Origin of the sequence: Vibrio orientalis CIP 102891 = ATCC 33934, from assembly GCF_000176235.1 — a bacterium.
GTDB lineage: Bacteria > Pseudomonadota > Gammaproteobacteria > Enterobacterales > Vibrionaceae > Vibrio > Vibrio orientalis.
On the sequence record NZ_ACZV01000005.1, the window covers coordinates 1,108,984 to 1,135,042 of the forward strand.

A 26,059-nucleotide genomic window follows, 5' to 3' on the forward strand; every position below is an offset into this window, starting at 1 on the left:
CCAAGCTCGATAAGGTTATAAATGAGAAGGTTCCCCCTAACCTGTAACGTCTATGGATTACCTTGCCCTTTCACGTATTAGTTTGAAGCATTTAACTGCATTCCACGTCCTTCTCAGTACCCATAGCGTGACAACCACCGCCAGCATATTGTGCGTGACGCCTTCAAGCATTAGTAAAACGCTTGGGCAGTTACGTGGGCAAATGGGTGATGAACTGTTCTATCGCGACGGTGGACAACTAGTCCCGACAGCTTTCGCGCTTAGCATCGGGGCCGAAGTACACAAAATACTCTCAAGCATGAATGGCATTCTTCACCAAGGTGAATTCCAACCCAGTGATTTCTCGGGCGAGATTTCTCTTTCAATGAGAGAAAGTACTTTTGAATTATTCGCAGGTAAGATTGCCGACATATCTCAACAGCTCAGTGGTTCACGTGGTATTAAGGTTTACGCTAAAGAGCAGGCTAGTTTTGAGACATTAATTAGGGGGCAAGTCGACTTTATGGTGCTCCCACACGACATTAGTCAACCTCCAACTCGCAGTCGGGATCTCATGTGGAAACAGATTTTAGCTGATGAGATGGTCTGCTTAATGAATCAAGAGCACCCATTAGCCAATAACCCGCTCAGAATCGATGATTACCTTTCCTGCCGACATATCGGGATTTTGGATAAAGATCTTTCAGAACCCTATTTTGAGCAAAACCTCACCCAACAACATGGCTCACGCAACGTGGTCATTTCTGTTGCCGACTTCGGTGCAGCTGCAGTTATGTGCCACCAAAGCGACTACCTTCTGACTTGTTCTAAGAAGTGGGCAGAGCAATCACTTCAAGCAAAGGGACTGGTACGTAAACCACTCCCTTTTGAGTATGGAAAAGTCGGTTATAGCTTGGTGTGGAATCAAGCGAGCTTAAACGATCCCGCTTTACATTGGTTATACCAACAATGGGTGGATTAAGTGTAGATGCCGGGCAGTTGAATCTTTTGCTCTACGTCTTTTGCCAATAACGCATGGAATCTGTTGATCTCTTTTTCCGAGCACTTATTCCAGTCAAGAGCTTCACCGACAACGCCGTGATGTTGGAATGCGTTCAAGCGAATTAGCACCTCTTTTGGCAACGACTGTACAAGCGCAATGATACTGGCAACCTCAGTATCGAGATCGCTCTTACCCGGAATATGCAGTAAGCGCAGTTCGTATAATTTGCCTAGCTTAGCTAAACTCTTTACCGATTCAATAACTCGGTGGTTACCTTTCCCCACCAACCATTGATGGGTTTCTTTCTGCCAAGACTTAAGGTCGACCATGACACCATCAAGCACGTGATTTACGCGCTCCCACACTGTAGAGGACAAGTCGCCGTTGCTATCGATAAAGCAAGTCAGGTGCTTAAGGCTTTGATCCGATTTAATAGACTCAAACAACTGAATAATAAATGGTAATTGCAGTGTTGCTTCCCCACCAGAAACCGTTATACCACTGATAAACATGCTGTTTCGCTTTATCACATCCACCATTTCAGAAACCGTATAGAGACTTATCTTAGGACTAGAATTATAACGGCAGACTTCGATGCATTTATCGCAATTCGTACAGGCAGATTTATCCCATATTACCTTGCCCTTATCATTAAAACTCAACGCCTCACTTGGGCACGGTTCGACACAATCACCGCAATGATTGCAGTGGTTGATCGTATGAGGGTTGTGGCAATTTAAGCAGTTAAAATTGCACCCTTGTAGGAAGATGACCAGACGATTGCCTGGCCCATCGACACAGGAAAAATTGAGAATTCGACTCACTTTAGCCTGCTTTTCTGGCGATATTGTCATTGAGTTTTATTCATAAACTGGTGACGATTCCATGCTCACCACTCGCGGAGTTCGATCTAATATCCCTGTATTCTTCGCCGCTTCAGCGCCTAAGAAAGTCGTGTTCTTGCGCGAGCCCTCTTGTTCAAACTTATTGATATCCGAAAGCTTAATCATATAACCCGTAACGCGAACTAAGTCGTTCGACGCAACGTTAGCGGTAAACTCACGATAGCCTAAATTGATCGCACCTTTACACAAGTTAAACATCGCTTCAGAATTTGATTTCACCGTTTCATCGATAGTGAGAATATCGCTAATTCCCGAGGTGTAGTACTTATGCTGTTGTGCGGTAGCTTGCACGTAACTCACTGGATCCGGTTCTGTTCCATAAGGTATGCGTATACCTGGCGTCACACCCTCATCAAGGCTGATACCGCCTTGTGCATGGAGGAGCGCTTTACCATCTAGGCCGTATTTCACTGGGGTTGTATCAACCAAGTGGGCGAGCTTTTCTGAAATAGCTAGCGCAAGGCGGTTTGCTTCTTCACAGTGTCCATACTGACCCTGTTTACCTTCTATTTCTAACAAAGCGTTGACCGCTTCTGCCATGCCATAGATACCAAACATAGGTGCAAATCGACTTTCTTCAATCAGTCCTTCTGTGGTTAAGAAACCTTTAAAGAAGTTAGACTCTTCGTGTAAATGGGTGCTGCGTGCATCCATTAATTCTGCCATGAGTTGACTGTATTTCGGCAAAATGTGGTCGAGGAAATGAGTACTATTCTTGGCATGGGCAGCGACCTTTTTAAGGTTCATGCGCACAAGCGTGTTAGACCCACCAGCCAGCGGTAGCGAGTTATAGCAACTGACAATTCCAAACTGCTTCTCACCATACGCCATCGCATGCATCGGGTAGTTAGCTATGTGAGGCTTACTACACTCACAAATATTACTCGTGGCCTGTCTTAGTAGATCATCCGGCGTAACTTCAGGGTCATACATAAAAGTTAAGTTTGGCGCGATCTGTTTAAGCTCGGCATCAACGCGTAAGATAGTGCGGCAAATAATGTTGTCAGTTGGACCAATATTCACGTGCATGAACGCATCTGGTAACGTGCGATCAAGCATTAACCAGAATCGCTTCAGCTTGGTATAAATTTGCTGTTCATCAAGATCACCAACATAGGGCAAGAGAACATCGTCGAGCTGGCCTAAATAGACGGGAATATTCGTCACTGAAGGAACATGGTGATAGATGATAGTAAGTAGATTTAACGCATCATCAAAATCGGTTGCCGCATCAAGTTCAAGGTAAACCGAGCCTTGTTTTAGGAACTTGGCGTAATCTGGCAATACATAACGAGGCTTAAAGGGAGCATGCCCTTCAAACATGTCGCATAACACGCCCTCTTCCATTGCTTGCGCAACATCTGTCGAAACCGGCATGTAGGGTAAACTCGCTTCTGCCTCTAATGCTAAAAACTGGTTTTTCTGTTTAGGTGATAAAGTCGCATCCGTAACAATTTTCGATACGCGCTGTTGAAAAGCAGTGTGGCTGTCAGACATGTGGTTTTCCTTATTGTTTTTAAGGATTTTAGCTAATGCCGGCCATGTCCACGATTGAAATTATGTTCAGTTATGATTTCCATTTTGGAAATGTGCAAATAAGAAAAAGCCTCGATAATTCGAGGCTTATTATTCAAGTTAATGCTAATTATAGCTTAAAGCGTTGAATCTCTTGCTCAAGTTCATGAGAAAGCTCAGACAGTTGAGCCGCTTGATCTGCTGCATCGTGCGCTTCATCTGCCAACTCGTTTGACACATCACGAATACCAACCGTATTGCGAGTGATTTCAGATGTGACTGACGCTTGCTCTTCAGCCGCAGAAGCAATTTGTGTTGCCATGTCACTGATACGCTCAACAGCAGTTTGGATTTGAGTTAGGCTCACTGCTGCGGAATCCGCATCCGAAACGCTAGTATCAGCCAACTGACGGCTGTCACCCATAATACTTACCGCTTTACCCGTCGTACCTTGCAAGGTTTCAATCATCTGCTGAATTTCTTTCGTAGACGCATGAGTACGTTGACTTAACACACGAACTTCGTCTGCAACTACAGCGAAACCACGACCTTGTTCACCAGCACGAGCCGCTTCGATAGCCGCGTTAAGTGCCAGTAAGTTCGTTTGCTCTGCAATATCTTGGATCGTCGACAGGATTGTATTAATGCTGTTTCCGTGAACTTCGAGCTCTTGAATCACTTCCGTAGCAACTTGAACTTCTGTCGCTAGGTTTTGGATAGAACTTTGAGTTTGCACCACTTGCTCACCGCCATGCACACACGCCGTAACCGCTTCCGTAGAGTTCTGAGCCGTATTGTCGGCATTACCAGCGATTTCCTGAGTTGCCGCAGCCATCTCATTGATTGCTGTCGCAACCATGTTGATTTCATCTTGCTGTAGACGAATACGCGCGCTACGCTCTTCCGCTTGTTGTGCGGTTTGCTTTGATTGTTCAGATAGAGAGGCAGAAACCACACTCAACTTGGTTACCATTTGGTGCATATTGCCGACAAAGGTATTGAAGTTTGTCGCCAACTGGCCCACTTCATCATCACTACGCGGTTCTAAACGCTGAGTTAGATCGCCTTCACCCGATGCAATCTCTTCTAAAGCATCAGACACTCGAACTAAGTCACGGAACAAGAAGTTAACTAACCAAGAAACAACAGCAATTACGATCAGAGTAATCACGATAGCGGTAATGATAAGACTTTGTAGTAACTCAGTATGTGCGGCTTCTTCAGTCGCGCGGTCCATTTCAATCGCGAAAATCCAGTCAGTACCTTCGATTTTGCTAAAGAAATAGAGTTTTTCTTTACCGCCACGTTCGATGATCTCAATCGAACCCGTGTTCGCTGCTTGTTCAATCGCATTCAGGTTCAACTTCTTCGACAACGTTGTCACTGGTTTGAGCGACAGCGCCTTGTCTGGGTGCGCTAAGAAGGTCCCATCCTGTGAATCAATCAGCATTGCGTAGGCGTTCTCACCCGCATCAAGATTGATCACATCGTTGATAAGCTGATCGATCAATACGTCAGCACCGACAACACCAATAAATTGGCCATTGCGACGAACTGGCTCTGCGATGGTAACTAGCAATGCATTAGTGATGGCATCTTTATATGCCGTCGTTACGATTTGCTGGCCAGCTTTATTCGCATCGATATACCAAGGACGTAAACGTGGATCATAATCCGCACGATTACGCTCAGGGTGTGAGCGGTACATGCCACCTTCTGGAGTACCAAGGAAGATGTCATCAAATCCACCCGCTTTGCGAGCTTGTTGAAGGAACGGTACGACATCCATTTCTTCACTGTAATCATTAAACGCAGTTGCGATATCTTTACGGATATCAATCCAGTCAGAAATACCTTCTGATGCAGCAGTCGCTAAGCTCTCCGCACGTGAGTAAACGCCGTTACGGGTTTGTTGGAAAAGTTGGTCAGCAGATAGCCATGTGAGTGCGCTTGCCATTAGCACCACCGCTAATAAGCTTGCGCCAATCAGTTTCTGTTTTAAAGAAAGTTTCATAGTGTCAATAAAAGGTTTGGGAACAGTTAGGGAGCGGTGAGTTTACAAGTAAGAAAAGACTTACGCACGAAATATCGACTGTTTTTCGTAAAATTGATAGGTGTTTGTATTTGTGGCATTTTTATGGCGTCAAGAGCCTGACAAATACAACGAACCAATTCATCACTACCCGGAATAAGTAGCAATGAATTTAGGATAATTATTGTTTCAGTAGCTGCATGAATTCGGATGGTAATATCGGTTTAGAGAAAAGGTAACCTTGAAATTGATGGCAGTTTTCGCGGTTAAGCAGTTCTAGTTGATCAGTGTGCTCCACCCCTTCCGCAATGACTGTTTTGCCAAGATTATGTGCCATCTGAATAATCGTTCTTACGATCATATGACCAGTGATATCTTCCACACAGTCGTCAATAAAAGACTTATCAATCTTAACCGTATCGATTGGCAGCTGCTTGAGGTAGTTTAATGATGAGTACTCGACACCAAAGTCATCAATAGCAATAGACACTCCAGCGTCTTGTAGCAGCTGACAGGTATCAGCGACGTGTGAGTATTTGTCCATCATTGCTGTTTCGGTGATTTCAATTTGCAACAATTTAGAGGGAAGTTGATGTCTTTTCAACATTTCAGAGATATATGGATAAATATCATCATGAGCAAATTGGACACTCGAAACATTGACTGAAATGCATATCTCATAGCCCTGTTTACGCCACTCACTCGATTGCTTAATCGCTTGTTCTATAACCCAGCGACCAATTGGAATAATCTGTGCCGTTTTTTCTGCCACACCAATGAAATCGCATGGAGGTACAAAGCCTAAGTCAGGGTGTTCCCATCGTAGCAATGCTTCTGCGCCGATTATCTCCTGACTCTTCACATCCACTTTTGGTTGGTATACCAAAAACATTTGCTCATTATCAATTGCACCTTTGAGTTCAATTTCAATTTGGTGCTCACGAATTGTCTCGTTCATGAGCTCATCGTCATACCATTGGATCACGCCATCGCCCTTGCGCTTACTTTTAGCCAACGCAACATCGACGTTCTTTCCCCACACCTTGATGTTATTTTGCGCATCACTCAGCATAGCAATGCCCGCATAATATCTAAGTCGGTGAGAGGTATTGTGGATTTGGCATACACTATCGTAATTAACCCGTAATCCTTCAATTAATTCATTGAGTTCGTTTTGGTTGCCATCAGTACATTTGATTAAAGCAATTAAGTCATCCCCGCCCAAACGGTATAGCTGATTGCTCTCTCCCAATAATCGTTTCATTTGGCGAGAGAAACCGAGTAACAACGCATCCCCATAACCATAACCTAGGTCATCATTGACCTTTTTTAAGTTATCGAGACCAATTTGCAAGGCGGCATAGTCAACGGTGTCACACGCTTTTAGCTCATGAACCGCATTGAAAAAGGCTTTTCTGTTTGGGAGTTTAGTAAGGTAGTCGGTCAGACTTGCCTCTTTATATAAGTTCGATTGTTTTTCAGACTTCTGTTGAAAGTAGGTCATAATGGTTGCGAACACCGTAATGAACGCGACCTCTATAGCATCTTCGATAAATTCATCAAATTCTTCAGCGGGCAAATTGATCAAATAACTAAGGATCAAAGCGGCCCCTACCGCGATGGGCCACAGAGAGCCAGGGAAAAGTATGATATAGCACAGCGGTAATACGATAAATGCTTCTTCAATGGCATCAAGTTCGAGTGGCTCGATAATTCCGCCGCCGAACAAAACAACAAGAGAAATAATGGATGCTGCAAGTTTGATGCGGAAATGTTGAACGAAGTACGCCACAAGCATAGCAATCGGAAATAGCAGATAAAACCAGCTTACTATATGGTGCTCGGTGATTAGCGTATAGGAAATCAAATAGACAGAAGCTAGGTACACGCCCGTCAAAGCGTATAACATGGTTTGACTATTGCCTACTTGAAGTACACTCTCCTTCCTCTTCTGCATTGAATACCTTGCTCTCCGAACTCATTGTTCAAGCCATGATAATATGAAACCACTCATTACAGAATTTCGTTTTCCAGATGGCCGTCTCATTTATTCTGTTACACCTATGCAAACTAAAAGTATCGTTGGATTAAAGCTACTCTCTTAAATTTAGTCAAAAAAAATGCCGAACATAAAGTCCGGCATTTATAAATTAGCAAGAAGTATTATTCTTGAGAGTCTTCGTCGCTCTGCGTTGGAGCCTCAGACTCTTCAGTCGCATTCACTGCTTCTTCCGACTCTTCACCTTCAACTAGCTCAACTTCTTCTACTTCGTCAATGCGTTGTAGACCAACAACGTTCTCATCTTCAGCAGTACGGATTAGCGTTACACCTTGAGTGTTACGACCCACTTGGCTTACTTCAGAGACACGTGTACGAACCAGAGTACCAGCGTCGGTGATCATCATCATCTCGTCGCCTTCTTCTACTTGTACCGCACCAACAACTGGACCGTTACGATCAGAAACCTTGATAGAGACTACACCTTGAGTCGCACGACCTTTGGTTGGATATTCTGCAAGCTCAGTACGTTTACCGTAACCATTTTGCGTCACTGTTAGAATGTCGCCTTCGTTTGCAGGCACAATCAGTGAAACAACTTGATCATCTTCGGCTAGTTTCATACCGCGAACACCAGCCGCTGTACGACCCATTGCACGTACTTTATCTTCTGCAAAACGAACGACTTTACCCGCTTTCGAGAACAGCATGATGTCGCTATCACCGTTAGTGATATCAACACCAATCAACGAGTCGTCATCACGTAGGTTAACCGCGATTAGACCGTTAGCGCGTACGTTAGCGAATTGAGTCAGTGGTGTCTTCTTAACAGTACCGTCGCCAGTTGCCATGAAGATAAACTTATCTTCTGAGAACTCATCAACAGGTAGGATAGCAGTAATGCGCTCACCTTCTTCTAGAGGAAGAATATTGACGATTGGCTTACCACGAGCAGTACGACTTGCTAGCGGCAGTTGATAAACTTTCAGGCGGTAAGTCTTACCGCGGGTAGAGAAACATAAGATGTTGTCGTGAGTATTCGCAACAAGCAAGCGCTCGATGTAATCCTCTTCTTTCATCTTCGTTGCACTCTTACCTTTACCACCACGACGTTGTGCTTCGTAATCGCTTAAGATTTGGTACTTAACGTAGCCTTCGTGAGATAGCGTCACAACAACATCTTCACGAGCAATCAGCTCTTCCATGTCAATGTCGTGGCTTGCTGCTGTGATTTCTGTACGACGAACATCGCCGAACGCATCACGGACAGTTTCTAGCTCTTCACGAATCACTTCCATCAGACGTTCAGTGCTTGCAAGAATATGCATTAGCTCTTTGATTTCGTCCAATAGTGCTTTGTACTCGTCTAGGATCTTCTCGTGCTCTAGGCCTGTTAGTTTGTGTAGGCGTAGATCAAGAATCGCTTGTGCTTGTGTTTCTGTCAGGTAGTACTGACCGTCACGGATACCGTATTGCTCTTCTAGCCAATCTGGGCGAGCTGCATCAGTACCTGCGCTTTCAAGCATTGCAGCAACGTTACCAAGATCCCAGCCACGAGCAACTAAGCCAGCTTTTGCTTCAGCAGGTGTTGCTGCATTACGAATAAGTTCGATGATTTCATCAATGTTCGCAAGAGCAAGTGCAAGTGCTTCAAGGATATGTGCGCGATCGCGTGCTTTCTTAAGTTCGAAGATAGTACGACGTGTTACAACTTCACGGCGGTGATCAACGAAGCACTTCAACATATCTTTTAGGTTGAATAGCTGAGGTTGACCATTGTTCAGTGCAACCATGTTGATGCCGAAAGTCGTTTGCAGTTGAGTTTGTGCGTATAGGTTGTTTAGAACCACTTCGCCCACTGCATCACGCTTACATTCAATAACAATACGCATACCGTCTTTATCAGACTCATCACGTAGTGCACTGATGCCTTCTACTTTCTTATCTTTAACTAGCTCAGCGATCTTCTCAATCAAACGAGCTTTGTTCACCTGGTAAGGGATTTCAGTGACAATAATGGTTTCTTTACCATTCTTCTCTACTTCGATATCCGCTTTAGAGCGCATGTAGATCTTACCGCGACCTGTTTTGTACGCGTCTACGATGCCTTTACGACCGCTGATTAAAGCCGCTGTTGGGAAGTCAGGACCAGGAATGTAGTCCATTAGCTCATCGATAGTGATCTCTTCATTATCAATGAAAGCTAGACAGCCATCGATCACTTCGCCAAGGTTGTGTGGCGGGATGTTGGTTGCCATACCTACTGCGATACCAGACGCACCGTTTACCAATAGGTTAGGAATTTTAGTTGGTAAAACTGCAGGGATTTGCTCAGTACCGTCGTAGTTAGGTACGTAGTCTACAGTTTCTTTATCTAAGTCAGCCAAAAGTTCGTGGGCAATTTTTGCCATGCGAACTTCGGTGTAACGCATTGCCGCCGCTGAGTCACCATCGATCGAACCGAAGTTACCTTGACCGTCGACCAGCATGTAACGAAGTGAGAACGGTTGAGCCATACGTACGATTGTATCGTACACAGCGCTATCACCGTGTGGGTGATACTTACCGATTACGTCGCCAACAACACGGGCAGATTTTTTATATGGTTTATTCCAATCATTACCTAGTACATTCATCGCGAACAAAACGCGGCGGTGTACAGGCTTTAGGCCATCACGCACATCTGGAAGAGCACGACCAACGATAACTGACATCGCATAGTCTAGGTATGAACCTCGAAGCTCATCTTCAATGTTTACGGGCGTGATCTCTTTCGCTAGATCGCTCATAGAGCCATTATCCCTCTATTTATAGATCGTATGTACAATACGCTTAAGGTGCAAAAATATAACATACAATTCAGTAGTTCGGCATCACTTTCCCTCTCCTTTTATAAGGTTGTGAGCTTGGTTGTGAATCAAGTGCCGAGAATTTGCACACTCTAATTTTATCTTGCTGAAAAATGGTTATATTTTACTCGCCTTTAGAGAAAAGTGAACCTCTCTATGGAGTGTTATGCTTGAAAGGGTATAATGCGTTCAATTCAAGGAAGCAGGTTAATAAATAGAGTTGTTATGACCCAAACACAAAATGTCGATCCTAACGAAATTAAAAAGTTTGAAGATATGGCTTCGCGCTGGTGGGATCTAGAAGGTGAATTTAAACCTCTTCACCAAATCAACCCCCTTCGTTTGAACTACGTATTGGATAACGCTGGCGGACTCTTTGGCAAAACAGTTCTCGATGTCGGCTGTGGTGGCGGAATTTTAGCGGAAAGCATGGCGAAAGAAGGCGCTATCGTTACTGGGTTAGATATGGGTAAAGAACCGCTTGAAGTGGCTCGTCTACATGCACTAGAAACCGGAACTAAGCTCACCTACATCCAGTGCACGATTGAAGATCACGCCGTTGAAAACGCTGGTAAGTACGATGTGGTTACTTGTATGGAAATGTTAGAGCACGTTCCTGACCCACTCTCAGTGATCAAGTCATGTGCAGCGTTAGTTAAGCCTGGTGGTCACGTTTTCTTCTCGACACTGAACCGAAACCTAAAATCCTATTTATTCGCGATTGTTGGTGCTGAGAAGCTGCTGAAGATCGTACCAGAAGGCACTCACGATCATGATAAATTTATTCGCCCTGCGGAACTTATCAAAATGATTGACCACACTGACTTAACTGAGACGGGTATTACAGGCCTTCATTACAACCCGCTTACAGACACCTACAAGCTTGGTAGCAATGTCGATGTAAACTACATCGTCCACACTCAAAAGTTTTAACAACTTTCACATACCATATATTGTGTTTATTTCTCAGGCGATGACGTAATGTCATCGCCTTTTTTAATCATTTTTTCATCAATTTTTGCGTGTTTGATTCCAAATTAAACGACTCATTTTTCTTCCCGAAATTTGTTCAAAGATCAAGGTATTTTTTTTTGTTTGTGGTTACTTATAAACCACACTGGAGATGGTAATTTTATGCATTATTGCTAGCCCTATCGCTATCGGTTAGTAGCCACTAACTGTTTTTTTTGATTTTGTCAGTTATCCACAAGTCATCCCAGATCTGCTCCTTGAAAAATACAATTGATAGCACTATCTTGTAACCCGCAAACAGATAAACCCCTATATGTTGTGTTTGCTACTACAATATATAGATAGATTTTGATCACAAAGCCGGTACAAGTTTTACAAGAATTACACAAAAATACGGCTTTTATCAGTTTTGTTAGGGAAATGAAGCAGAATGAACCAACAACTTACCGTTACTAAACGTAACGGCCGTAAAGAAAGCATTGATCTAGAGAAGATCCATCGCGTTATCACTTGGGCTGCAGAAGGCTTAGATAACGTTTCAGTATCACAAGTAGAACTACGCGCTCACATTCAGTTCTACGATGGCATCACAACCTCTGATATTCATGAAACAATCATCAAGTCTGCAGCAGACCTGATCTCTGAAGAGACGCCAGATTATCAATATCTAGCGGCTCGCCTAGCAGTATTCCACCTACGTAAGAAAGCGTATGGCCAGTATGAGCCACCAACGCTGCACGATCACGTTGCACGTATGGTTGATATGGGTAAGTACGATCAGCACATTCTTGAAGATTACACAAAAGCTGAGTTAGATGAGCTAGACGCATACCTTGACCACAAGCGCGATCTAAACTTCTCTTATGCAGCTGTAAAACAGCTTGAAGGTAAGTACTTCGTTCAAAACCGCGTGTCTGGTGAAATCTACGAAAGTGCTCAGTTCCTTTACATCCTAGTATCTGCTTGTCTGTTTGCTAAGTATCCGAAAGAGACACGTCTTGATTACATCAAACGTTTCTATGATGCGACATCAACATTTAAGATTTCTCTACCTACGCCGATCATGTCTGGCGTACGTACGCCTACTCGTCAGTTCAGCTCATGTGTATTGATCGAGTGTGGTGATAGCCTTGATTCAATCAACGCAACAGCAAGCTCTATCGTACGTTACGTTTCTCAACGTGCTGGTATCGGCATCAACGCAGGTCGTATCCGTGCGTTAGGTTCTGAGATCCGTGGCGGTGAAGCTTTCCACACTGGCTGTATTCCTTTCTACAAATACTTCCAGACAGCAGTTAAATGTTGTTCTCAAGGTGGTGTTCGTGGCGGTGCAGCAACAGTATTCTACCCGCTATGGCACGGTGAATCTCAAGCATTAATGGTTCTTAAGAACAACCGTGGTGTTGAAGAAAACCGTGTACGTCATATGGATTACGGCGTTCAGTTGAACCGTCTTATGTACCAACGCTTGGTTGAGGGTGGTAACATCACTCTATTCTCGCCTTCTGACGTACCTGGCCTATACGATGCGTTCTTCGAGAACCAAGATGAGTTCGAACGTCTATACGTGAAATACGAGAACGATCCTTCAGTTAAGAAAGAGACTGTTAAAGCGATCGAGATGTTCTCTATCTTGATGCAAGAGCGTGCTTCTACAGGTCGTATCTATATCCAAAACGTTGACCACTGTAACACTCACAGTCCATTTGACTCAGAGGTTGCTCCAGTACGTCAATCGAACCTATGTCTTGAGATCGCACTGCCGACTAAGCCTCTGACTAACGTAGAAGATGACTCTGGTGAGATCGCTCTTTGTACACTGTCAGCATTCAACCTTGGTGCAATTAAGTCTCTAGATGATTTGGAAGAGCTGTCCGAGCTTGTAGTACGTGCACTCGATGCACTACTTGATTACCAAGACTACCCTCTTCCGGCGGCATACAAGTCAACTATGAACCGTCGTACACTGGGTGTTGGTGTTATTAACTACGCTTACTACCTAGCGAAAAATGGTGTTAAGTACTCTGATGGTAGTGCAAACGGCTTAACTCACCGTACATTTGAAGCGATTCAATACTACCTACTTAGAGCGTCTGTTGCACTAGCGAAAGAACAAGGCAAGTGTCCATCTTTCCACGAAACAAACTACGCGAAAGGTCTACTGCCAATCGATACATATAAAAAAGATATCGATTTAGTATGTGATGAGCAGTTGCATTACGACTGGGATGGTTTACGTGAAGAGATCGTGACTCACGGTCTACGTAACTCCACACTGACTGCACTAATGCCTTCTGAGACATCATCGCAGATCTCTAACGCGACAAACGGTATTGAACCACCACGTGGTTACGTATCAGTTAAGGCTTCTAAAGATGGTATCTTGAAGCAGGTTGTACCAGAATTCACTGAGTACAAAGATAACTATGAATTGCTTTGGAACATCGGTTCTAACGATGGTTATCTACACCTTGTTGGCATCATGCAGAAGTTCGTTGACCAAGCTATTTCAGCAAACACGAACTATGATCCAACTCGTTTCGAAAGCGGTAAAGTACCGATGAAGAAACTGCTGCAAGATCTTCTAACAGCGTACAAATATGGTGTTAAAACGCTTTACTACCATAACACTCGTGATGGTGCGAGCGATGACCAGAAAGACGCTGTACAACCACAAGACGACGATTGCGCGGGCGGCGGTTGTAAGATTTAATCCATAATCCCCCTATTGGGATTATTAAGGCTTAACAAAACTATTGGCCCCTCAGTTTGAGGGGCATAAAAGGAATTGAGGCATCATGGCTTACAGTACTTTTAACCGAACTAAAAACGACCAACTAAAAGAACCGATGTTCTTGGGTCAATCGGTAAACGTTGCACGTTACGATCAACAAAAATTTGAAATTTTCGAAAAACTCATCGAGAAGCAACTCTCTTTCTTCTGGCGTCCAGAAGAAGTAGACGTATCGAGCGATCGTATCGACTACAACAAGCTACCAGACCACGAAAAACACATTTTCATCTCAAACCTAAAATACCAAACGCTACTGGATTCTATCCAGGGTCGTAGCCCTAACGTTGCGCTGCTTCCATTGGTTTCTCTACCAGAAGTAGAGACATGGATTGAGACTTGGTCTTTCTCCGAGACCATTCACTCACGTTCGTACACTCACATCATCCGTAACATCGTTAACGATCCGGGTCTTGTGTTTGATGACATCGTAGAAAATGAACACATTCTTAAGCGTGCTAAAGATATTTCAGGCTACTACGATGACCTGATCCAACTGACTAACGACTACCACCGTTACGGTGAAGGTACACACACAATCAATGGTGAAGAAGTAACGATCACACTTCATAACCTGAAGAAAAAGCTGTACATCTGTCTAATGTCAGTGAACGCACTAGAAGCTATTCGTTTCTACGTAAGTTTTGCATGTTCATTTGCATTTGCTGAACGTGAGCTGATGGAAGGTAATGCGAAAATCATTAAGCTAATTGCTCGTGATGAAGCGCTACACCTAACGGGTACACAGCACATGATCAACCTGCTTCGTAACGGTCAAGATGACTTCTCATTCATGCAGATCGCAGAAGAGTGTAAGCAAGAGTGTTTCGACCTATTCAAAGAAGCCGCCGAGCAAGAAAAAGAGTGGGCAGAATACCTATTCAAAGATGGTTCAATGATTGGTCTGAACAAAGATATTCTTTGTCAGTACGTTGAGTACATTACCAACATCCGCATGCAAGCTGTTGGTCTTGGCGCAGCTTACCCAGAAGCAACATCGAACCCAATCCCATGGATCAACGCTTGGTTATCTTCTGATAACGTTCAGGTTGCACCTCAGGAAGCGGAAATCTCATCTTACCTAGTTGGTCAGATTGATAGTGATGTTCGTGCGGATGACTTTAAGGACTTCGAACTGTAATGCCAACAATCAAAATCAACGGGATAACACCTATTCAGTCTCACCCTTCGAATACCATTCTGGAAACGATGGAAAACGCAGGGTTAGAACCAGAATACAATTGCCGTGATGGACACTGTGGCGCTTGTCGCTGTAAGTTAATCTCAGGTGAAGTGGAATACGTTGGTTTTGCTATGGCTTACACTGAAGAGCGCGAAATTTTACCGTGCATCTGTAAAGCAAAGTCTGATATCGAGATTGAAGGTGTTCATTATGCGCTAAAAGAAAAACGCGCATAATACATTTTTAGTCATCAAAAAAAGCCCTTTAGTTCATCACTAAAGGGCTTTTTGTATATAAAGAATAAGGTGTACAAGTAAGAAACGCGCTTTCAAATCAACATAGAAAAATGAATAACTATACAATTAAAGAAAATCCAAGGCTTACGCTGCCTTTTATGCGTTTAATTTAGCAGGCGCACGCGACAAAAATGCATCAGCGGTCAGCATGGACACTGCCTTGTCACCGATTTCTCTACCATCGTCATCAAAAAGCGAAAGGTGGTAACCTAAGCTATCCCCTACAATTTTTTCTTTTGGTGCTTGTCGCCACAAAGAGATTACATCTTGACGCTCATCCTTAAGTGCTTCACCCAAAATAACTTTTTGACTAGCAACTTGGTACCATACAAGGATTTTGGACTGACTAAACATACTAACCCCTCCGTGAAAATAGCAATTCGAGTAGTCAGTTTATCCTCTTCTCCAGTAAAAATAAGTACCAAAAGTGAGACAATTTTGGCTTCTATTTAAAATCATTAAGTTAAGCTATATATGAATGCGCTATAAAAAAATATTTAACTGATGAAAATGAAATATCAAGTGCATTCATTTGCTTATTACAGAATGCCACCCCACGTAGAATTGACAAATATAAATAGTCAGATCAATGAATGGTTATGCACTAATTACACTTCGTGGAATAAACATCTCTTTTTCACGAGTTAATGAACTGTAACTTGCAAACATCGGCTTCGCACTCAAGTAACGACGAAGCATATCCGCAGCAATCGTGGTAATGACGAGAGCTCGTTCTTTGCGCGAATAATCACGATTGAATGTCAGGGTTTGTCCCCACTCTCCTTCAGGTGTCGCCAATGCCACCGAAAACGTCTTATTGACTACCTTCCCTGTCACAATAGCGATATCAGTGGCACACTTTTCTTTAGTCGCACCAACGAGCGCTAATACCGAAGCTAACGCATCATCGCTACCTTCCGCTAATGCCACTTTTTCACCCAAAACCCAACCATGACCACAATACTCTGCCGCACCTTCATGGGATTGAACCCACTGAGATAACGCACCGTAGGTTGATTGTTCTGCAGTAGAGATTGATTGCTTCTTATCTAAAATCAAATGGGCGACGTGATCTTGCATAGACTCATCGATGCTCACCACATTGGCTTCCACTAAGCTAAAGATCATCTGTAACAGCTTTACTCGTCTATCTAGGTCTTCTTTTGGACCAAACAGCTTAACCTCGATATAAGGAAGGTATGAGCGATAGCCTAAGCTATACCCATCAGGAAGTTGCATTTTATCGAGCTTATCTGAGAGCGCCGACTCTGAAGTACCAAAAGTGTACAGTTTGCTACACTCCTGACCAATGATTTCAGGGTAACAGCGTTTAATATCTGGCAGAATCTGCTGCTCTACCATCAACTTAAATTCACTTGGTACACCCGGGGTAAAATAGAAGTCACAGTCATTAAAGGTAACCTTGAACCCACAAGCTGTACCAATTGGGTTGTCGAGCAATTGTGACCCTTTAGGCAGCATTGCTTGTTTAATATTGCTCTCTGGCATAGTGATTCCCCTTGCAGCAAAAAATTGCTCCAAACGAGTCTGCCATTCAGGGTATAGAGTCAGTTCCGTTTCTGCAGCAACTGCAGCGGCTTCAGAGCTCAGGTCGTCTGCCGTTGGTCCTAAGCCACCGTTGACGACAACGACATCACAATTAAAGCTCAGCATCATCAGTTCTTCGACCAGCGAAGACATCTCATCGCCTACCGTCGAACGCTTAGTCACACTGTAACCTTGCTCAAAGAAACATTGAGACAGCCAAGCGGCATTCGTATCAACAATATCTCCGTGGAGGACCTCTTCCCCAGTGCTTAGCATTGCAATTTTCAACATCGTTTATCCTTAGTGGGAAATGTCACACATTTGATGAGTTTACCGTTAATTCCTATGGCAATCCGGTAAAAAACGTCTAAGTTTCTAATTTAGAACAAATACTGGTTCCCATTACTCTGACTTTAATAGATAATTGTGAACCCGATCATTAAAAAATAATAACTGTGGAGTTTTCCGTGTTTAAAAAAAGCATCGCCGCTTTATTGATGTCAGCATCTGCATGTGCCAACGCCAATATCTATGACTCAAATCAGCATATTGAATTTTCGTACACTGTAGACCAAGCTGAGTTCGACACGCTCTCTTACAACTCTTATCAGTACACCTCTCAAGACCCGTATTCATTAAGTCTTACTGAAGACAACTTAAAGTTAGAAGACCCAGGTTTACCAAAATACCTTACAGCTTCTAGTGAAAAAGATTGGGACTACTTAATGGGTCAGACTTACACCATTCTTGGTTTAAGTGTCGCGACCGTAGGTCTAATGACTTTGTTACCTGAGTCAATCACTAAGTGGGATGAGGAAGATCGTAACTTAAGTGGTTTAGGTTCAAAATGGAAGGACAACGTCACTTCAGGTCCGGTTTGGGACCGTGATGAACACTTCTTAAACTACATCATGCACCCATACTTTGGTGGTGTTTACTATACCGCAGCGCGTCACGCTGGTTTCAATGAGTTTGAGTCATTCCTTTACTCTGCCACTATGTCGACATTCTTCTGGGAATACGGCGTAGAAGCATTTGCTGAAGTACCATCTTGGCAAGATATCTTTATCACTCCGTTCTTCGGTGCTGTTGTAGGTGAAATGATGTTCGAAGCAGAGCAAGACATCGTCGCATCAGGCGGTGAAGTGATGGGCTCAGAAACCGTCGGGGACGTCACTCTGTTCTTCCTTAACCCTGTAGGCCACATTCATGGTTGGGTAAGTGATGCATGGGGTGGCAGTGCAGAATTCCAATACAGTAGCACTCCGTGGTTTGGTAACCAGGACGCTGCACAATTTGCTATGGATGCAGGCGCAAGCTACGACAACGTCTTCTACGGCGTCGAGATGAAGATAAGCTTCTAGCCAATTCTGTTTTTGAAAAAGCGACGTTCATACGTCGCTTTTTTTGTGCTCTCGTTAAAATAACCGTAATACCAACAATAGATTAGGGCTAAAAGTTGACCTAGCTCAAACCTAAATCCTCTGCGCTTCCTAAACTGATTTTAGGCACCGATTCGTCTTTCATCGCTGTAGAGATTGAATAGTCATGCCTTACTCAGCGCTAGGAGGCCCTATATGAACAGCACATTCATTGTAAACTTTGTCGGTAAAGCAACCCCAGCAACCATTAAACAACTTGCAGCCATCACACACGAAAATGATGGGAAATGGCTAATAAGCAAAGTCAACTTCATCGAAGATCAGGTTGCAGCCGTTATTAAAATCGAATTACCTTCTGATAACGCTCAATTAGTAAAAGATGCGTTTTCTTCTCACCCCGATTTACTGGTACAGATTACAGAATCAGATTTGTATAGCCACAGTGCGGACACGATTTACCAGCTACGACTCGATTCCAATGACCGTGCGGGTATCGTCAATGAAATTACGCACGTGCTTGATGGTCAAGGTATTAGTATCTTAGATATGGATTGCCAACGCGTTTTCATCGCGGGTGGAGGTGGTGTGAGTTCGAGTCTATTTACGGCCAATATCGCCATGCGTCTTCCGACTGAAGTGCTCATCGACGACGTTGCAAAAGAGTTAGAAGCATTGAGCGAAGATACTCGCGTTATGGTTGAAGCTTAAACAAAAAAACAGCCATCGATAAACCTATTGATGGCTGTCTACTCTTATCTATTCAATTACAGCTTAACAGTTGCTACTCTCTTATTCGTCAGTCAACCTTTGCAAGGCAGCCGTATTGAACACAACCAAAACACTCACCTTCGCCACAGCCAACTTGTTCAACTTTCTTAAGCCGCCCGACGCTTTTTATGAATTCTCTAATATCTATGGTCAAGAAGAGTGGCAAGCTAAGTGCCAATGGACAAAATCACAAATCAATAAACTAGATGCAGACATCATCGGCCTACAGGAAGTGTTTAGTATAGAGGCCGTACAACAGCTTCTCGCCGAATGCGGCTTCCCTTACTTCGTTACTGTAGATAAGCCAAAATCAGAAAGTGATTATATTTATTCTCGACCCGTCGTTGCCCTAGCATCAAAATATCCTATTCTTCACGCCGAGGCCGTCAAGCCTTTGAAAGAGCCAGTTAAGGCGTATCAAATTGAATTACCCGAATTTAGTCGCAAACCTATTCATGCAGTTATCAAGGTGCCAACTGTTGGCGAAGTTGCGGTATATGTCTGTCATTTGAAATCTCAACGCGCAACGGAGCCCACGCTTAAGGGAGAGGAAAGTCAGCTCCTTGGTCAGTGGCTATCAAGTCAACTAAGAGGCTGGGAGTCGATGATGCTTCGACTCTACATGGACAAGCAGTATCAAAAATCACCAAGGCCTACCGCATTGTTAGGTGACATGAATCAACCCCTTACTAGTGACATCACAGGGTTACTGACACAACGGGCAGATGAGGAAGGCGAAGCTTTAGTTCTAACAGATAGCTGGCTTGTTTATAAACATGCAGCCATTTCCCCTGCGCGCGCTGCCACTCATTACCATTTTTCAAAAGGAAACGTACTAGATTACGTTATCCTTTCTCAAGAGTTTCAGCCTGACTCACAGCGTTCTATTGCAGAAGTGAGCCGCTATCTTGTTCAAGATCAGCACCTGATTAATCCAATCTATGATCGCGATAAACAGGCGAGTGACCACGCTTTTGTCGCGGTAGGGACTCAGTTCATAGTTTGACAACAAGTACTAAAGAAGACATCGCAAATTTGCTATAGCAACACCAATAATAAAAAACCTCGCACTTGGCGAGGTTCTTATTCATTGTTAATTACTTACTCAACTGACCACTGTGACAGTGAACGTTTAAAATCTGAATAATCAAACTCGTTCAGTTTTTGGATTTCTCCGCTTGAGCGTTCGCAGTACACGGACGGCATGCGCAAACCATTAAACCAGTTCAGTTTAACCATGGTATAGCCTGCACTATCCATAATATGTAGACGTTGTCCGATCTCTAACGGTTGTTCAAAGCTTGCTTCGCAGAATTGGTCACCGGCAAGACAAGAACAAGAGCCAATTACGTACTCGTGCTCACCATTGTCTGATGCTTCCAGAATAGAGGCTGGCTCATCATAGATAAGCGTATCGAGTCGGTGTGCTTCTGTTGCTGAGTCAACAATTGCTGTTTTCTTACCGTTCTCAACAATATCCACTACAGTGACCACAAGATCAGTCGTCTTAGTGATGATCGCTTCACCCGGCTCTAAGTACATTTGAACACCGTGTTTCTCAGAGAATGCTTTAAGCGCGAGACCTAGCTTTTCAATGTCATAACCCGGCCACGTGAAAAATACACCGCCGCCCATGCTGATCCAGTCTAATTTATCTAGGTATTGACCAAACTGCTCTGAAATTGAATCTAGCAAGCCGATAAATGCATCCACATCTTTGTTTTCACAATTCATGTGGAACATCACACCATCTATATCTTCAAATACTTCTGGTTTGATGTGATTAGCTTGAACGCCTAAACGAGAAAACTGGCGTGCTGGATTCGCTAAGTCTTGACCCGCATAGCTAACACCTGGGTTTAAGCGTAAGCCAATTGACGCTTTACCTTCGACAATGTGACGGTACGCTGCTAACTGAGACTGCGAGTTAAAGATCATCTTGTCACAGATATCTGCCACTTCTCGTACGTCATCTTCACTGTAACCCACACTGTATGCATGAGTTTCACCACCAAAGGTTTCGTGACCTAGTTTTACTTCAAACGGGCCAGAGCTTGTTGTGCCATCTAGGTAAGGCTTGATGATGTCGAAAACACCCCAAGTCGAGAAACATTTCAAAGCCAGCACTAACTTAACGCCAGAAATCTCTTTTAGCTGCTTCGCTTTCTCTAGGTTCTCAATCAACTTATCTTCGTTGATCATGAAGTATGGGGTTTTAAGTTCGCTCTTTTGCATTATCTATTCACCATAAAGTGGAACAAAGCCGACGCTATTACATCGGCTTGATAAACGTAGATAAACTAAAAATCTCAAAGCGCTTTTAGAGATTCCGTATCACGCTCGTACCTCACTGTACGGAATGACGACTCTAACCCGTCATTCCCGATAGGGACGAAGGACCGTAGTTGGGAATCTCATGCGTATTGTAGAGATTATTTATTCAGCTCGTGGATCAGCGGTAGACCTTGACCGGCTTCAAGCTCCTGCACATGCCAATCTAGACCAATACTAGGCATCGTTTCTAGGAATGGGTCTGGATTTAACTGCTCCATGTTGAACACGCCTTTATCCGCCCACTCGCCACGGAAGAACTGAAGCGCTGCCGTGATCGCTGGTACACCCGTTGTGTAAGAGATCGCTTGGTGCTCAACATCTTCGTAAGCCACTTCGTGGTCAGCGTTGTTGTAAATGAATACGCTACGCTCTTTACCGTCTTTCTTACCTTGAACCCAAGTACCAATACACGTAAGGCCAGTGTAGCCCGGAGCTAGTGACGTTGGATCAGGAAGAAGCGCTTTCAGAACGTGAAGTGGCTGAACAACCGTACCGTCATGTAGTGTCAGCGGATCTGGACTAAGCAAACCAATATCACGCATACAGTTGAAGTAGTTTAAGTACTTGTCACCGAAGCCCATCCAAAACTCGATACGTTTTGCAGGAATGAACTCTTTCATTGAGCGGACTTCATCGTGCGCCATAGAGTAAACTTTATGAGACCCGCAGTTCGGGAAATCAAACTCAAGCATACGTGAGTGACAAGGTACTTGCTTCCACTCTTCGTTTTCCCAGTAGAAAGAGTCACCTTGGATCTCCAACATGTTGGTTTCTGGGTCAAAGTTAGTTGCAAACTTCTTACCGTGGTCGCCAGCGTTAACGTCCATCACGTCAATCGTATCGATCTCATCAAACAGGTGCTTAACTGCGTAAGCCGCGAATACTGATACTACGCCAGGATCGAAACCCGCACCAAGAATACCTGTGATACCCGCTTCAGCGAACTTCTCACGGTAACCCCACTGCCAATCGTATGCTTGTGGTACTTGCTGACCTTCAGAACATAGGTCTACCGCTACTGATGTGTCTAGGTAAGAGACTTTCGCTTGGTAACATGCTTCCATAATCGTCATGTTTACCCACGGAGGACCCGCGTTGATCACTAGATCTGGCTGAACTTCTTTAATAAGCGCAACCAATGCCTCTACGTCGTCTGCATTGACTGCACGAGCTTCTAGTTTCTTAGATGCATCTTTCAGGTTATTTTTCTTCTGAATAGATTCGATGATTTTTTCACATTTACTCACTGTACGTGATGCGATTGTGATATCACCTAGTACGTCATTGTTTTGCGCTGCTTTATGTGCAACTACCCAACCAACGCCGCCTGCACCAATCTGTAGAATTGCCATCGTTTTCGTTCCCTTTATTTTGCTAGCTCAGCCGCTAGTGTATGGATTTTAGTTAGCAAAGATTCGAAGTCTGAAATCTTTAAACACGGATTCAAAATAGTAAATTTAAGTGCAGACTTACCGTCTACAACCGTTTCTCCAAGTACAGCAACGCCGCGTGTCAACGCCTCTAGTCTTAGAGTTTTATTGAGTTCGTCTAAGTCCGTGACGCTCTTTTCTAATAGATCATTAGTATTTATTGCACGGAACAATACTGTGGACAGTGAGGGCTGTGCGAGAAGCTCAAAACCTTGGTGGTTCTTGACTAAAGATGCGACATGCTGAGTTTGTTCAAGCAAGTGATCGTACATTTCGCCTAGTGTATTTGGACCAACACTTTGCATCGTCATAAAGACTTTTAGAGCATCAAAACGCTTGGTAGTCGCGATTGATTTATCAACCAAATTCGGCAGTTCATCGTGTTCGCGATTTAGGTAGTCTGCATGATGAAGCAAATACTTAAAGTTTGCTTTGTCTTTGAGTAGTACCGCACCGCAGCTAATTGTTTGATAGAACAGCTTATGAAAATCAACACTGACAGAGTCAGCACGTTCAATCCCTTTCAAGCGATCTTTATGACTACTTAGAATTAGCGCGCCGCCGTAAGCACTGTCTACGTGGAACCATAATTCGTTGCTAGACGCGAGATCAGCAATGCTCTCTAAATCATCAATTGCACCATGGTCAGTCGTACCCGCAGTGCCAACTACGCAGAATGGAATCAAACCATCTGCTTTAAGAGTATCGATTTCAGATTTCAGTGCATCGACTTTGATTGTGCCATTGCCATTAGCCTCAACACATCGGACAGCAGACTCGCCTAGCCCTAACAACGAAGCCGACTTTTGCACCGTAAAGTGAGATTTGTCAGAACATAGGATACGTAGTTTTTTCGCGTACTCAGGTAGGCCAAGCTTTTGAATTGAATGGGCATCCAACTTGTCAGCTATCCAATCACGCGCTAACAGCAAGCCCATCAAGTTACTTTGAGTACCACCGCTAGTAAAGATGCCATCAGCTTGCGATCCAAGCTCGTACTTATCACACATCCAATCAATGACCTTCTGCTCTACGTACGTCGCCGCAGAAGCTTGATCCCACGAGTCCATAGACTGGTTCAACGCGGCAATCATTGACTCTGCAACCACCGATGGTAGCAATGGCGGGGTATGTAGATGAGCAATACAATCAGGGTGCTGAACAATGATCGAGTTCTTAGCCACAAGCTCGGCAGTATCACCAATCACGTCCACAAGTGGAGCATTTTTGTTATCTAGATCGACGGAATTAATCGCTTGTTCGAGCACTTTAGGCTCAAAACCAGAATATGGCGCATCAATTTGTTCAAACACCGACTTCATTGCAGCGGTGGCGTGATTCATCACTTTCGTGAACTCATCACTGCCTGCTTCTCCTGTTTGAATAAAGTGTTTCTTCCAAGATTCGTTCGACTCTTCTTGGGTTACTCGCTGACCGCCGGCCGCAAGAATCGCTTCTTCAATTACTCGGAGTGCAAAGTCAATCTGCTCCAATGAGATAATAAGAGGCGGTAGGAAACGAATGACTGAGCCGTCACGGCCGCCTTTCTCGACCATCAACCCACGCTCTAGTGCAGCGCGCTGAATTTTAAGGGTTAGCTCCCCATCGGCTAATGGCTCACCAAACTTATTTAATTCATTGCCTGGTTTACGGATCTCAACACCTAGCATTAAACCTTTGCCACGTACATCAGCAATGCAATTGACGCGCTTTTGAATCGCTTCCAAGCCATGGCGTAAGTACTGCCCTGCAACATTCGCATGACCAACCAAGTCGTCACGCTCAATGATCTCTAACGCTTTCGCACCTGAAATCATTGCTAATTGGTTGCCGCGGAAGGTCCCCGTGTGCTCGCCAGGCTTCCATGTATCGTGCTCTCTATTAATAACCAACAGAGACATCGGCAAGCCACCGCCAATTGCTTTCGATAGGCACAAGATATCAGGAACAATACCGGCTTCTTCGAATGCAAAGTTATAACCTGATTTACCAACGCCACATTGGATTTCATCAAAAATGAGAAGAATACCGTGTTCATCACAGATACGACGTAATTCGCGTAGCCAAAAAGCAGGAGCCGGTACAACACCACCCTCTCCTTGTACTGGCTCAACGATCATCGCGGCTGGTTTCATGATGCCGGCTTCGTCATCATTGAGTAAGCGCTCGATATAGCGGATGCCCGCTTTTGCACCTTCATCGCCACCTAGGCCAAACGGGCAACGCAAATCATAAGGGAACGGCATAAAGTGGACATCCGACATCAAGCCCGTTCGGCGCGCTTTGGTGCCTAGGTTACCCATCATGCCCATAGTACCGTTGGTCATGCCATGATAAGCACCACGGAAGGCAAACATGGTATTGCGCCCTGTCGTTTGTTTTGCCAGCTTAATCGCCGCTTCAACTGCATCAGCACCCGAAGGACCACAAAACTGAATAACACTATTTGCAGCAAGCTCTTGTGGTAAAAAGTTCTTCACTGACTTGATAAACGTTGTTTTTGCTTCTGTTGGTATATCAAGTGTTTGATAAGGAAGGCCCGAGTCCAATTGCGTTTTTAACGCTTGATTGATTTCTGGATGGTTATAACCCAGTGCAAGCGTTCCTGCACCAGCAAGACAGTCTAGAAAAAGCTGACCACGAGTATCTTCAACCAAAGCACCATATGCTTGTTTGATGGCAATAGGCAAACGGCGTGGATATGAACGAACCTCAGATTCATGTAGCTCTTGATCGATTAAGATCTGATCCGGAGTCAGATCATACAAACCTTCCACTAGCGGAATCTGAGTTAAAAATGGAGTTGCGATATCAGTCATCACGACTGAATTATCGACTTCAAAGGCTGTGCTCATGATTTAATCCCTTGAAATGTAATATATCCTCTCGTTATCAAATGAGAGGTACAGCAATACACTCCGCACCCAATCGCTGACAATTGTCAGATTACAGGTGTGCAGAATCGATCCATTACGAGAATGGATTACAAATCAAATAATTGAATCAAGGTTCAGTAATGCAACTGTCTTGTAAAACAGGGCATTGAGGAAGAACTAAGCTGATTAATGTGTGT

General features: G+C 44.0%; 18 protein-coding genes. 8 read left to right on the plus strand and 10 right to left on the minus strand.

Going from position 1 to position 26,059, the window contains the following annotated elements; genetic code table 11:
• Positions 1 to 52 precede the first annotated feature (52 nt).
• Complete coding sequence (locus VIA_RS15875; protein ID WP_038211221.1) at positions 53 to 961, plus strand: LysR family transcriptional regulator; 909 nt, start codon at positions 53 to 55, stop codon at positions 959 to 961.
• Here the strand turns inward: VIA_RS15875 and VIA_RS15880 are convergent.
• From VIA_RS15880 to gyrA, 5 genes are all read right to left on the minus strand, one after another.
• On the minus strand, positions 958 to 1,836 hold the full coding sequence (locus tag VIA_RS15880; protein WP_004414203.1) for a YjjW family glycine radical enzyme activase: 879 nt from the start codon (positions 1,834 to 1,836) through the stop codon (positions 958 to 960). The two genes, VIA_RS15875 and VIA_RS15880, sit on opposite strands and share 4 nt — an antisense overlap.
• A 6-nt stretch (positions 1,837 to 1,842) precedes the next feature.
• Complete coding sequence (locus VIA_RS15885) at positions 1,843 to 3,384, minus strand: YjjI family glycine radical enzyme (RefSeq protein ID WP_004414204.1); 1,542 nt, start codon at positions 3,382 to 3,384, stop codon at positions 1,843 to 1,845.
• A 148-nt stretch (positions 3,385 to 3,532) separates the two neighbouring features.
• A complete protein-coding gene (locus VIA_RS15890; protein WP_004414205.1) occupies positions 3,533 to 5,416 on the minus strand; it encodes a methyl-accepting chemotaxis protein in 1,884 nt (627 codons plus the stop codon).
• A 199-nt stretch (positions 5,417 to 5,615) separates the two neighbouring features.
• On the minus strand, positions 5,616 to 7,391 hold the full coding sequence (locus VIA_RS15895) for a putative bifunctional diguanylate cyclase/phosphodiesterase (RefSeq protein ID WP_004414206.1): 1,776 nt from the start codon (positions 7,389 to 7,391) through the stop codon (positions 5,616 to 5,618).
• Between the two features lie 206 nt (positions 7,392 to 7,597).
• The gene (gene gyrA, locus VIA_RS15900) at positions 7,598 to 10,222 is read right to left on the minus strand and encodes a DNA topoisomerase (ATP-hydrolyzing) subunit A (RefSeq protein WP_004414208.1); all 2,625 of its coding nucleotides are present in this window, start codon (positions 10,220 to 10,222) and stop codon (positions 7,598 to 7,600) included.
• A 285-nt stretch (positions 10,223 to 10,507) separates the two neighbouring features.
• On the opposite strand from gyrA, the gene ubiG reads away from it, so the two are divergent.
• The 4 genes from ubiG (at position 10,508) to yfaE (ending at position 15,464) form a co-directional block, all read left to right on the plus strand.
• Positions 10,508 to 11,215 carry a bifunctional 2-polyprenyl-6-hydroxyphenol methylase/3-demethylubiquinol 3-O-methyltransferase UbiG gene (gene ubiG / locus VIA_RS15905; RefSeq protein ID WP_004414210.1) on the plus strand — a complete coding sequence of 236 codons (708 nt, stop codon included), beginning with the start codon at positions 10,508 to 10,510 and terminating at the stop codon, positions 11,213 to 11,215.
• A 469-nt stretch (positions 11,216 to 11,684) separates the two neighbouring features.
• On the plus strand, positions 11,685 to 13,967 hold the full coding sequence (nrdA, locus tag VIA_RS15910) for a class 1a ribonucleoside-diphosphate reductase subunit alpha (RefSeq protein WP_004414212.1): 2,283 nt from the start codon (positions 11,685 to 11,687) through the stop codon (positions 13,965 to 13,967).
• 85 nt (positions 13,968 to 14,052) lie between these two features.
• The gene (gene nrdB, locus VIA_RS15915) at positions 14,053 to 15,186 is read left to right on the plus strand and encodes a class Ia ribonucleoside-diphosphate reductase subunit beta (protein ID WP_004414213.1); all 1,134 of its coding nucleotides are present in this window, start codon (positions 14,053 to 14,055) and stop codon (positions 15,184 to 15,186) included.
• Positions 15,186 to 15,464: a class I ribonucleotide reductase maintenance protein YfaE gene (gene yfaE / locus VIA_RS15920; protein ID WP_004414216.1), complete on the plus strand. Its 279-nt coding sequence runs from the start codon at positions 15,186 to 15,188 to the stop codon at positions 15,462 to 15,464. The genes nrdB and yfaE overlap by 1 nt, the downstream gene beginning before the upstream one ends.
• Positions 15,465 to 15,620: 156 nt before the next feature.
• Here the strand turns inward: yfaE and VIA_RS15925 are convergent, their stop codons facing one another.
• Complete coding sequence (locus tag VIA_RS15925) at positions 15,621 to 15,878, minus strand: hypothetical protein (protein ID WP_004414218.1); 258 nt, start codon at positions 15,876 to 15,878, stop codon at positions 15,621 to 15,623.
• Between the two features lie 243 nt (positions 15,879 to 16,121).
• Positions 16,122 to 17,363 (minus strand): CinA family nicotinamide mononucleotide deamidase-related protein, encoded by a 1,242-nt coding sequence (locus VIA_RS15930; RefSeq protein ID WP_004414220.1) that lies wholly within the window; start codon positions 17,361 to 17,363, stop codon positions 16,122 to 16,124.
• 176 nt (positions 17,364 to 17,539) lie between these two features.
• Here VIA_RS15930 and VIA_RS15935 point away from each other — a divergent pair, with 176 nt between their 5' ends.
• From VIA_RS15935 to VIA_RS15945, 3 genes are all read left to right on the plus strand, one after another.
• Positions 17,540 to 18,436, plus strand: a complete 897-nt coding sequence (locus VIA_RS15935; protein ID WP_004414222.1) for a DUF3943 domain-containing protein — start codon at positions 17,540 to 17,542, stop codon at positions 18,434 to 18,436.
• A 213-nt stretch (positions 18,437 to 18,649) separates the two neighbouring features.
• Positions 18,650 to 19,162, plus strand: a complete 513-nt coding sequence (locus VIA_RS15940) for a glycine cleavage system transcriptional repressor (protein WP_004414223.1) — start codon at positions 18,650 to 18,652, stop codon at positions 19,160 to 19,162.
• Positions 19,163 to 19,277: 115 nt separating this feature from the next.
• Positions 19,278 to 20,228, plus strand: a complete 951-nt coding sequence (locus tag VIA_RS15945) for an endonuclease/exonuclease/phosphatase family protein (protein ID WP_004414224.1) — start codon at positions 19,278 to 19,280, stop codon at positions 20,226 to 20,228.
• A gap of 95 nt (positions 20,229 to 20,323) precedes the next feature.
• Here VIA_RS15945 and nspC read toward each other — a convergent pair whose 3' ends face one another.
• The 3 genes from nspC to VIA_RS15960 all read right to left on the minus strand — a co-directional run bounded on the left by nspC (position 20,324) and on the right by VIA_RS15960 (position 25,841).
• The gene (gene nspC / locus VIA_RS15950; protein WP_004414225.1) at positions 20,324 to 21,457 is read right to left on the minus strand and encodes a carboxynorspermidine decarboxylase; all 1,134 of its coding nucleotides are present in this window, start codon (positions 21,455 to 21,457) and stop codon (positions 20,324 to 20,326) included.
• A gap of 197 nt (positions 21,458 to 21,654) precedes the next feature.
• Entirely contained in the window at positions 21,655 to 22,908 is a 1,254-nt protein-coding gene (locus VIA_RS15955) for a carboxynorspermidine synthase (protein WP_004414226.1), read from the minus strand.
• Between the two features lie 14 nt (positions 22,909 to 22,922).
• Positions 22,923 to 25,841 (minus strand): pyridoxal phosphate-dependent class III aminotransferase, encoded by a 2,919-nt coding sequence (locus tag VIA_RS15960; RefSeq protein WP_004414227.1) that lies wholly within the window; start codon positions 25,839 to 25,841, stop codon positions 22,923 to 22,925.
• Positions 25,842 to 26,059 lie beyond the last annotated feature (218 nt).